This window comes from uncultured Desulfovibrio sp. (genome assembly GCF_944324935.1).
In the GTDB taxonomy this organism is placed as follows: Bacteria; Desulfobacterota; Desulfovibrionia; order Desulfovibrionales; family Desulfovibrionaceae; genus Desulfovibrio.
Window position 1 is genome coordinate 1 of sequence record NZ_CALUYG010000066.1, and the last position, 9,562, is coordinate 9,562.

Below are 9,562 nucleotides of genomic sequence, written 5' to 3' on the forward strand. Positions count from 1 at the left end.
GTTCGTGTCCGCTGGTCTCGTGCAGCCGGCGGGCCGTGTCGCTGATGTCCCGGGCAAGTTCGGCGGCGCGCGCCCGCAGGGCCTGCGCCTGGGCCTCCGGCAGATCGGCGCAGCGTACGGGCGTGCCGGGGCAGTCGGCATACCAGTCGATGTCCCGTTTCGCGGCGTCATGCTGGGGTTCGGCCAGCAGGGCCGCATGGGCGGGGCCGAGGTGGCGCTGGATGAGGCCGCGCAGCTGGGCGTAACAGTCCGTGGCGAAAATGCCCTGCACGGCCAGCGCGCGCATCTCTCCGCGACGGGAAGTGGCAATGAGGTTGTTCATGGGCATGCCTGCGGCAAAGGGAAAGGGCACTCGTCCCGGCAGGGGAGAGCGCCCGTCGGCGCGTTAGAGCGTGGCGCTGTTATAGCCGTTCTCGTAAGCGACAAGCCGGCTCTCCAGCTCGGCCTGGGTGCGGACGAGATTGTCGCGGGACTCCTTCCACGCGGAGGCCTGCTGGCGCACGGGCGTGGACTGGCTGCGCCTGGGCTGGGCGTTGATGTAGTCCTCGGCCAGCGCCTGCTGATATTCGGCATCACGTTCGGCCATGGTCGTCGCCGTGGATTTGAGGATGAAGGCGGTCTCCTCCAGCCCCGAACGAATTTCCTTGTAGCGGTCATCCAGCTCGGTACGGGTGATGCTGCCGGCCTTGTACTGGGCGATGGCGGCCTTGAACTCCTTGTCGTAGCACTTCATGGCCACGGTGGCGGCGGCGCTGGCCCTGTCCATGGTCTGGGCTTCCTTGCCGAGCTGCTGGGCATAGGCCTGGAGATACTGGGCGTCGCGCTTTTGGGCCTGCGATTTGCCGTAGGCATGGCCGCCCACCGCGCCCACGGCCCCGCCCGCCACGGCGCCGGCCAGCGCGCCTTCCACCTTGCCGGTGCTCAGGCCGCCGATGAGCGCGCCGAGCAGGGCGCCTCCGGCGGCCCCGACGGCGGTGCTGGTGCCGACGCTGTTTTCATCCTTGCGCAGTTCCGCGACAGGAGTGTAGCACTGCGGATAGTAATTGACCGTGGTTTTCTGGTCGCCGTACTGGCTTTTGCAGCCTGTAAGCGTCATAACGCACAGCAGGACCCCACAAAGACACAGGGTGAATGGACGACGCGGCATGCTCCCTCCCGACGTTGGCGTTGCAGCGGTTTTCCGGGGATTTCCCGACGCTTGCAGCATACACGTTCGACCAGAGCTAGGCAAGACGGCAGACGGGCGGCCGACGGCTCGTGCGTCAGGCCGCCGGAAGTCGCCGGAGAAGGACGGCCGCCGGCCGGCATGCGTTGCGCTTCCTTTCCGTAAAGGCTATGTAACGCATCTGCGCCACCCAGATACGTTCCAGGAGGTCGAACATGAAACGCGTGATGAGTCTTTTTCTGGCCTGCGGCCTTCTGCTGTCGGCATCTTCCGCCTTTGCCGACGCCAAACATCTGACGCTTGCCACCGGGGGCACGTCCGGCGTGTACTTCCCCCTGGGCGGAGCCATCGCTCAGGTCATCGGCAGCAAGAGTGACGGCAAGTTCACCGTCACCGCGCAGGCCACCGGCGCTTCCGGCGAGAACATGCGCCTTGTGCAGGCCCATGATGTGGACTTCGCTCTTGTGCAGAACGACGTGGCCGATGCGGCCTTCAAGGGGACCGATCCCTTCCGCCCCGACAACAAGATGACCGATGTGGTGGCCATCGGCCGCCTCTATCCCGAATATCTGCATGTGGTGGCCAGCAGGGACAGCAACGTGAAGACGCTGGAGGACTTCAAGGGCAAGAAGGTCTCCGTGGGCGCGCGCGGCAGCGGCAATGAAGTGAACTGCCGCCAGATCTTCAAGCATTTCGGGCTGGACTACAAGAACATCGAACCCATCTTCCTGCCCTATGGCGAGACCGCCGATCAGTTCAAGGACCGCCAGCTGGACGGTTTCGTGTTTACCATCGGCACGCCCAACCTGGCCATCCAGGACATCACCACCGCGCAGGAGGTCTTCTTTGTGCCGCTGGAAGGCAAGAAGGTCGATGAACTCGTGAACATCTTCCCCTTCCTCGTGAAGGACGCCATCCCCGCCGGGACCTACAAGGGGCAGGACAAGCCCGTGCCCACCCTGTCCGTCCAGTGCATCCTCGTGGTCAACAAGAACATGTCCGACGAGGATGTGTACGCCATGACCAAGGCGCTCTACGACAACCTCGGCGACGTGGCCAAGGCGCACAACAAGGGAGCGGAGATCAGCGTGGAACGCGCTGCCGAAGGCATCACCATTCCCTTCCATTCCGGCGCGGCCAAGTACTTCGCCGAAAAGGGCGTGAAGCTGCCCCAGTAGGCAGCCGGGGAGCGTGACGCATGCGGCGCTTTCGCAACGGCTTTCATCTGCCGCTCGTTGTGCCGGCACTGCTTATGCTGGCCGCGTCCGCTCTTGCCGCAACCGCAGCGACGGGGGAAGGCATCCCCGTCCTGCGGCTGCGCGTGACGGGCGCCGGAGGAAAGACGTGCCTCCTGCTGCCCTTCGGCAACGGCAGCGTTTTCGGCATCCGCTATATCCATTCCGTGGCGCGGACGCCGGTGACGGACTGGTTTGCCGTCTGCGACGGCTGCCTGTATCTGGAAAAGACCGAATATCAGGATTTCGGGGCAGGGCTGCCGCATATGCCGGAGGGCGGGCAGCGCATGAGCACGGGCGACGGGAAGGTGGTCATCAGCGGCTTTCATCGGGCGTTGCCGCGCTTTGATCTGCGCGTGGGCCGCATAGCCCGGCATACCCTGTTGCTGCCCGCCGCGGGCGGCTGGCACGAGCTGCCGCTGGACAGAGTGGCCCCACCGGGGGCGGCCCTGACGTTTCGTATTGAAGACAGGCCGTAAGCCTGGTACACCATTGCCCCGCCGCGTGCGGGGCTTGGCTTGCCCTGGAATGTTTTTTTGCGTGAGGTGAGGTGAACAGATGAGTCATGAAGAACGGATGAGGGTCATTGACAAGGAGGGGGCCGGCGACTTCGCTCTGGAAGAAGAGCGCCATGAGGATGTGGACCATGTGGCCGTGGCGCGCAGTCAGGAGACCATGGACGTTTCCGAGATCGTGGCCAAGTACGACAAGGAATCGGTCTACCGCACCTTCAAGGGCTGGATGGATATCCTCATTCGTCTGCTCTGCATCGCCTTTTCGGCCTTCCATCTCTATATACGGCGGCAATGGGGGCCTTCCCGCCGCAGTTCCAGCGCGCCGTCCATCTGGGCTTCGTGCTGACGCTGGTCTATCTGCTCTATCCGGCCCGTGCGGACAAGATCGACAAGCTGGCCTGATACGACGTCATCCTTGCCGTCGCCGGCGCGGCCGTCTGCGGCTACATCGTCTGGAACTATGACATCATCGTCCTGGACGCCGGCCCGGCCACGGACATGGACTTTTATTTCGGCTGCGCGGCCATCGTGCTGGTGCTGGAGGCCACACGGCGCATCGTGGGCCTGCCCATCACCCTGGTGGCGGTGGTCTTTCTGCTCTATGCCAAGTTCGGCAACCTCATCCCCGGCATGCTGGGGCATCGCGGCTTCAGCGTGCAGCGTATCGTCTCCCAGATGTACCTGACCACCGAAGGCCTGTTCGGCACGCCGCTGGGCGTGTCCGCCTCCTTCGTCTTCCTCTTCCTCCTCTTCGGGGCCTTCCTGCACAGCACCGGCCTCGGCAAGTTCTCCATCGACCTCGCCCTGGCCGCCGCCGGACGTTATGTGGGCGGCCCGGCCAAGGTGGCCGTGCTGGCCAGCGGCTTCTTCGGCGCCATCTCCGGCTCCTCGGTGGCCAACACCGTTTCCACCGGCACGTTCACCATCCCGCTTATGAAGAGCGTGGGCTATCGCGGTTCCTTCGCCGGCGCGGTGGAAGCCGCCTCGTTCACCGGCGGGCATCGCCCGCGCCGAGCCCAACGCCACGGGCTTCATGGCCGTCAAGCTGGCGCTGGCGGGCTTCCTCATCCCCTACATCTTCTGCTACAATCCCGGGCTGCTGATGATCGACGCCACGGGCGTACAGGTGGCGGGCTATGTGGCCACGGCCGTACTGGGCATCGTGTCCCTTTCCTTTGCCAGCGTGGGCTTCTGGCTGCGTACCCTCTTCATCTGGGAACGCCTGCTGCTGCTGGCCGGGGCCATCACCCTCATCACGCCCGGCCTCATCACCGATGCCATCGGCATCGGGCTCATGGTGGTCGTCTATCTGCTCCAGAAGGTACGCCCCACCGGTCCGGCGTCCGCCGCGGCGGATCGCCCGCAGGCCGATACGGCATAACGCGCAGGGGGGCTTCGGCTCCTTTTTCGTGCCGGGGAAGGCGGGCGAGGCTGGAACGGCGCGCCATCAGTGAACATAGGCTGCATCTGGGGCATAGTCATTGTCGATATTGACAAGGAGCGGAAAGAAGAGTATACTACAATACTCATCTTCAGATAGGAGTCGAGAACGTCGGGTGAGCGCCGTTGCGCGCTTTTTCCTTTTCCTGGCGGTGTGCGCCTACGACGGAGGGAGCAATGTGTCTGAAGCGGATCCGCCCCGTGCGTGCCGCCTTTTCCGCCAGTTGGCGCAACCAGTGCAAAGGAGGGTAAGATGGAATTCAGTGAGGCGGTAAACGTATGTCTGAGGAAAAAATTCGCTGAGTTCAACGGCAGGGCACCGCGGAGCGAGTACTGGTATTTTGTTCTGTTCCAGCTTCTTGCCCAAATTGCCTTTTTCATTCTCATGGCCATCGGGGCCGCCGCGGATTCGCGAGTTCTGTTTGGCATCCCCTGGTTTGCCTCGCTCCTTTTTTGTCTGGTCATGATTCTCCCGGGGCTGGCCGTGACGGTAAGGCGTCTGCATGACGGCGACAAGAGCGGCTGGTTCATTCTCGTTTGCCTCATACCGCTTGTTGGACCTTTTATCTTACTGTATTTTTTGATGCGGAAGGGCACGGATGGGCCCAACCGGTACGGCGAGTGAATCCCGCTGGCCCGGGAGGTTTCGACCATGCTGGGGGGCCGCTAGGTGTAGAGTGTCAACACGTTGTTCACCCTCCGTTCAGACATGAAGCGGGAGGTTTTCCGCCAGGAGCCGAATGAGGGCGCACAAAATTGTAATGATGCGTCCATACCGGCAAGCAGGCTGTCCTTTTCCATGAGTGGGTGTACGTTTGCGCGTATGCCCACTCTTTCAATGCCGTCTGGATGAATCGTTCGGCCTTGCCATTGGTTTGTGGCCGGTACGGCCGGGTTTTTTTGTACCGGATACCGAACTCACGACAGGCTTCATCAAATTTGCGGGATTTGTAGCAGGCCCCGTTATCCGTAAGGATACGCTCGACCTTCATGCCCTGCGCCGTATACCAGGCAACGGCATGCCAGAGGAACTCCACAGCGGATTCCGCCGTCTCATCCGGGTGGATCGCTGTGCAGGCCACCCGCGAAGCGTCATCAATGCAAACATGCGGATATTCCCAGCCCGGACGGCTGCGATAAACCTGCCGCGTTCCCGCCTTTCGGTGTCCCACACCGTCGATCCTGCCCAGACACTTGATATCCAGATGCGGCATTTGTCCGGGCTTTTCTCACTGATAACGCCGCACCGGAGGCTTTGCCTCCAGTGCGGCAAGACGCGAGCGGCCAAGTTTACGCAAGGCGCGAAAGACAGAACTCCGGCTCAGTCCCAGCCGGGCCGCTATCTCATCCCCGGTCAAACGCCTCTGCCGTGGAGAGAGAATCTCTCTGTATGTCTTTTCCGTCAGCTTGCCGCGACAGCGCGGGGGGGGCTTTTGTCCACAAACGCTTCAACGCCGCCATGCCGGGGCTTTTCCGTTTTCAAACAGTACGCAGGCTTAGGCCAAATCCAGTGGCGAGAGCGGATGCGGGCATGCTGTCCGGTCGACGAATCATTTCTTCGCGACCTTTGGGCGTGCGTCTGGCATTTTTATGGCTGTTCACCCTTTTCCTCGTCCGCTTGTTGGCTTTGGTGTGGGAACCTCCAACTTAGCGAATGGGGAAAGGGTACACAACCTATGGGAACACAACACCTGGGCCCTTTTTTCATGCCGCGGCCGACCACCCCACGCGAACATTGCAAGATGCCGCCGGAGCGGCTATGCTGCTCTCGCCCGTCGTCCGCCGGCGACCCCGGACCCCGGCCGGGGCCCGCCGGAGACAGGACGCGAAAACCTTGCACCCGACGTACTGGAGAACTCATGAGCGCACTGACTCCGCGGGAAATCGTGGCGGAACTGGACAAATATGTGGTGGGACAGGAACAGGCCAAGCGCATGGTGGCCGTGGCCGTGCGCAACCGCTGGCGCCGGCAGCACCTGCCCGAGGAACTGCGGGACGAGATCGCCCCCAAGAACATCATTATGATGGGCCCCACCGGCGTGGGCAAGACCGAGATCGCCCGCCGCCTGGCCAGACTGAGCGGCGCGCCCTTCATCAAGGTGGAAGCCACGAAATTCACGGAAGTGGGCTATGTGGGCCGGGACGTGGAATCCATGGTGCGCGACCTCATGGAGATCGGCATCAACCTCGTCCGTGAGGAAGAGAACGCCCGCGTGCGCCTGTCGGCCGAAGCGGCGGCCGAATCCCGGCTCATGGACCTTCTGCTGCCCAGCTCCTTCGGGGTCGAGGAACGCCAGTCCACCCGCGAGAAGCTGCTCCAGCAGTTCCGTCTTGGCTTCATGGACGACCGGGAAGTGGAGATGGACGTGGTGGAGCAGGGCGGCGCGGGCATCGACATCTTCGCCATCCCGGGCATGGAGCAGATGGGCAGCCAGGTGCGGGACATGTTCGGCAAGGCCTTCCCGCCCAAGCACCGCCGCCGCAAGATGAAGGTGCGCGAGGCCTTCAACGTGCTCGTGCAGGAAGAATCCGGCAAGCTCGTGGATCAGGAGGCGCTGGCCGACCGCGCCCGTGAGCGCGTGGAACAGATGGGCATCATCTTCATCGACGAGATCGACAAGATCGCCAGCACCAGCGCCAACCGCACGTCGGACATCTCCCGCGAAGGCGTACAGCGCGATCTGCTGCCCATCGTGGAAGGCAGCTCAGTCAACACCAAGTACGGCATGGTGCGGACGGATCATATCCTCTTCATTGCCGCCGGGGCCTTCCACTTCAGCAAGCCCTCGGACATGATCCCCGAACTCCAGGGCCGCTTCCCCCTGCGCGTGGAGCTCCAGCCGCTGGGCAAGGAGGAATTTTTGCGTATCCTCAAGGAGCCGGACAACGCCCTCACCCGGCAGTATGAGGCCCTGCTCGGCACAGAACAGGTGAAGCTGAGCTTCTCCGACGACGGGCTGGAAGAGATCGCCGCCTTTGCCGAGACCATCAACGGCCGCACGGAAAACATCGGGGCTCGCCGCCTCTACACCATCATGGAAAAGATCCTGGCCGAGATATCCTTCGACGCGCCGGACATGCGCGGCGCGCAGATCATGGTCAACCGCGACTATGTGCGCGACCATCTGGAAGACGTGCGCGAGGACCAGGACCTCAGCCAGTATATCCTTTAGACGGAGCCACCGACGCTCTCCGTCGATGCCCATGCCGCCGTAGACGTTGCGGGCACGGTCCAACTGGGGGAAGGGGGACCCCTCCGCCCGCGCTGGAGGTGTAGCTCTGCTGTCGATGCCCGTAAGGCTCCTGCGTCGCCTGACGGGCACGGCCTACGGCCGTCTTTCGGTCGCTCCCTTCCCCCCAAGCCCTCCCCAGCGCGCTTTTGTTCAGGAGGGTGGGAGGCGGAAGCGACACGCGATCCCGCCCCTGTTCGCCGGTACCCGACGGCGCGAGGAAGGGAAGAGGAGGGCGACATATGGGCCGCCCCGCCGTCTGTCTCCTTCTCCTTGCCGCCCCATACCTTCACGGGCTAAGGGGAAAATGCCTCGTTTCGCTCTTCCATCAGAAAATATTGACTCTTTTTTCGGTAAGGGGCAGGCTACGCAAGCACTTTCCCCGGCATTTCGACCGGAACGGCCGCCCGTGCGGCCCGTGACCGGCAGTTCGCATAACGCCCTGTCTACGGGGAAGGACAGGAAGTTTCAGGAGTATGAAAATGAAAAAGTTTCTTGCCGTCTGCGGCAGCAGCCTGCTGACCGTGCTGCTGCTGGCCGTCGCCGTGTGCGCTCAGGAAGTGAAGACCGATTACTTTACGCTCGACCTGCCCGCCGACTGGAAAATGCCGGGCAAGGTGCAGAAACTGCCCAACGGCAATACCGTGGCCATCGTCCAGAGCAAGAAGGACGGAACCGCGGTGAGCATCGCCGCCATGCCGTCCACCGCGCCCATCAAGGACATCGCCACGCAGACCGTGAACAACATGAAGGCCGACGGCTTCAAGTTCTCCGAAATGAAGCAGGTCGGTGAGTCCTATGTGGTGGAGTTCTCCAAGGGCGTGGCCAATGGCGTTCACTACTTCACCTCCAACGGCAAGCAGGCCAGCGTGGTCACCATCATCGGCGAGACCACCGATGCCGGCAAGGAACTCCTGCAAAAGCAGCTCAAGCCGGTGGATCCCAAGCTCTTCCCGGCGTCTTATTAGAGCATTTACGGCCTGTCGTTTCGTGGAAAAAATGCGGTTTTTCCGCGTGGTTTTGGCCGGGCAGCGATGTGTCGCCGCCCGGCGTTTTGCTTTTCGATAGCCGTGTGCGTGAACCATGCCGCCGTCCGAAAACGCCCTGATCGCTTCCCGGCGGCGGGCGTGTCCGTGCGGACGCAAGCGGTCCGGCGAGCGGATTGATGCCTCCGGTCTTCGCAGGCAGACTGCGTAAAGTCTGCCTTCGGCGGATGTGAGGATGCACGCCGGGGAACATCGTCGAAAGAGAGGCCGTCTTTCCTGCGGGGAAGGGAGCAGGCCACAGGGGAGGGGGAGGATGAAGCGACTGTCTGCCGTCTGCGGCGGCCTGCTGCCGTTCGTGCTGTCGTTGTTGCTGGCTGTCGGCGGATGCGCCCAGAAAGGAAAAAGGAAGACGCCACGCGGGATGCGCTGCTTCCCCCGGAGTCGGGAAAGCGCGTCGAACAGGTGAAAAACGAGTATTTTACGCTGGATCTGCCGCCCGGCTGGTCGGTGTTACAGAGGACAGATCAGGAGAGAGGTCTGTGCTGCCTCATGGCCATAAGCAAGAAGGAAGGCACGCTGATGTGGATAGTGGTGGGGGCGGATGCCGGCGTACTCAAGACCGCGTTTTTGGGGCCGTTGCACAAAGAACTGGAGCATACCGGCAGCAAGGAGAGTACGTCAGGGAAAAGCCGGCAGCAGAAGAATCCCGGCTGGCAAGACTATATCACGGACAACGGCAAGCAATGGAGTTACCTCTTGATCATCGGAAAGACGCCCGGGAAGAACAGGGATATCCTGTGAAAGTACTTCAGGCCGCATGATCCCAGCCTCTTCCCAACTGCCTTCTAAGCGCATTTCCCGGCCTGTCGCTTCGCAGAAGAACGCGTCTTGCCTTTTTGAAAGGCAAAACGCCATTAGGGTCAGGACTCATTATTTCCATACGCTTCAAAAAAGAGTAGGTATGGAGACGGAGGTTACCATGTCTACTCTT

11 protein-coding genes and 2 pseudogenes are annotated in these 9,562 nt (G+C 62.3%); 9 read left to right on the forward strand and 4 right to left on the reverse strand.

The genetic code is table 11. The features are described 5' to 3' along the window. Together Q0J54_RS11335 and Q0J54_RS11340 are read right to left on the reverse strand one after the other, a co-directional pair. Positions 1 to 322 (reverse strand): annotated as a pseudogene (locus Q0J54_RS11335) (hypothetical protein); the annotation flags it as partial. Between the two features lie 63 nt (positions 323 to 385). Continuing rightward, positions 386 to 1,147 (reverse strand): glycine zipper domain-containing protein, encoded by a 762-nt coding sequence (locus Q0J54_RS11340; protein ID WP_296305803.1) that lies wholly within the window; start codon positions 1,145 to 1,147, stop codon positions 386 to 388. A 233-nt stretch (positions 1,148 to 1,380) separates the two neighbouring features. Here Q0J54_RS11340 and Q0J54_RS11345 point away from each other — a divergent pair, with 233 nt between their 5' ends. The 6 genes and pseudogenes from Q0J54_RS11345 to Q0J54_RS11370 all read left to right on the forward strand — a co-directional run bounded on the left by Q0J54_RS11345 (position 1,381) and on the right by Q0J54_RS11370 (position 4,980). Further along, entirely contained in the window at positions 1,381 to 2,343 is a 963-nt protein-coding gene (locus Q0J54_RS11345) for a TAXI family TRAP transporter solute-binding subunit (RefSeq protein ID WP_296305805.1), read from the forward strand. Between the two features lie 20 nt (positions 2,344 to 2,363). Beyond that, positions 2,364 to 2,879, forward strand: coding sequence for a DUF1850 domain-containing protein (locus Q0J54_RS11350; RefSeq protein ID WP_296305808.1), 516 nt, complete (start codon positions 2,364 to 2,366; stop codon positions 2,877 to 2,879). A 79-nt stretch (positions 2,880 to 2,958) separates the two neighbouring features. Next, positions 2,959 to 3,261 carry a hypothetical protein gene (locus Q0J54_RS11355; RefSeq protein WP_296305810.1) on the forward strand — a complete coding sequence of 101 codons (303 nt, stop codon included), beginning with the start codon at positions 2,959 to 2,961 and terminating at the stop codon, positions 3,259 to 3,261. Between the two features lie 152 nt (positions 3,262 to 3,413). After that, positions 3,414 to 3,854: pseudogene (locus Q0J54_RS11360) on the forward strand (TRAP transporter large permease subunit); the annotation flags it as partial. Positions 3,855 to 3,948: 94 nt separating this feature from the next. Next, entirely contained in the window at positions 3,949 to 4,296 is a 348-nt protein-coding gene (locus Q0J54_RS11365; RefSeq protein ID WP_296305822.1) for a hypothetical protein, read from the forward strand. A 312-nt stretch (positions 4,297 to 4,608) separates the two neighbouring features. Beyond that, on the forward strand, positions 4,609 to 4,980 hold the full coding sequence (locus Q0J54_RS11370) for a DUF805 domain-containing protein (RefSeq protein ID WP_296305812.1): 372 nt from the start codon (positions 4,609 to 4,611) through the stop codon (positions 4,978 to 4,980). Positions 4,981 to 5,047: 67 nt separating this feature from the next. Here the strand turns inward: Q0J54_RS11370 and Q0J54_RS11375 are convergent, their stop codons facing one another. Together Q0J54_RS11375 and Q0J54_RS12260 are read right to left on the reverse strand one after the other, a co-directional pair. Further along, complete coding sequence (locus Q0J54_RS11375; protein WP_296305814.1) at positions 5,048 to 5,569, reverse strand: integrase core domain-containing protein; 522 nt, start codon at positions 5,567 to 5,569, stop codon at positions 5,048 to 5,050. Positions 5,570 to 5,584: 15 nt separating this feature from the next. Further along, on the reverse strand, positions 5,585 to 5,713 hold the full coding sequence (locus Q0J54_RS12260) for a helix-turn-helix domain-containing protein (protein ID WP_367172244.1): 129 nt from the start codon (positions 5,711 to 5,713) through the stop codon (positions 5,585 to 5,587). Positions 5,714 to 6,214: 501 nt separating this feature from the next. On the opposite strand from Q0J54_RS12260, the gene hslU reads away from it, so the two are divergent. The 3 genes from hslU to Q0J54_RS11390 all read left to right on the forward strand — a co-directional run bounded on the left by hslU (position 6,215) and on the right by Q0J54_RS11390 (position 9,372). Continuing rightward, positions 6,215 to 7,528: an ATP-dependent protease ATPase subunit HslU gene (gene hslU, locus Q0J54_RS11380; RefSeq protein ID WP_296305816.1), complete on the forward strand. Its 1,314-nt coding sequence runs from the start codon at positions 6,215 to 6,217 to the stop codon at positions 7,526 to 7,528. Between the two features lie 539 nt (positions 7,529 to 8,067). Beyond that, a complete protein-coding gene (locus Q0J54_RS11385; RefSeq protein ID WP_296305818.1) occupies positions 8,068 to 8,553 on the forward strand; it encodes a hypothetical protein in 486 nt (161 codons plus the stop codon). Positions 8,554 to 9,120: 567 nt separating this feature from the next. Further along, positions 9,121 to 9,372, forward strand: a complete 252-nt coding sequence (locus Q0J54_RS11390) for a hypothetical protein (protein WP_296305820.1) — start codon at positions 9,121 to 9,123, stop codon at positions 9,370 to 9,372. Positions 9,373 to 9,562 lie beyond the last annotated feature (190 nt).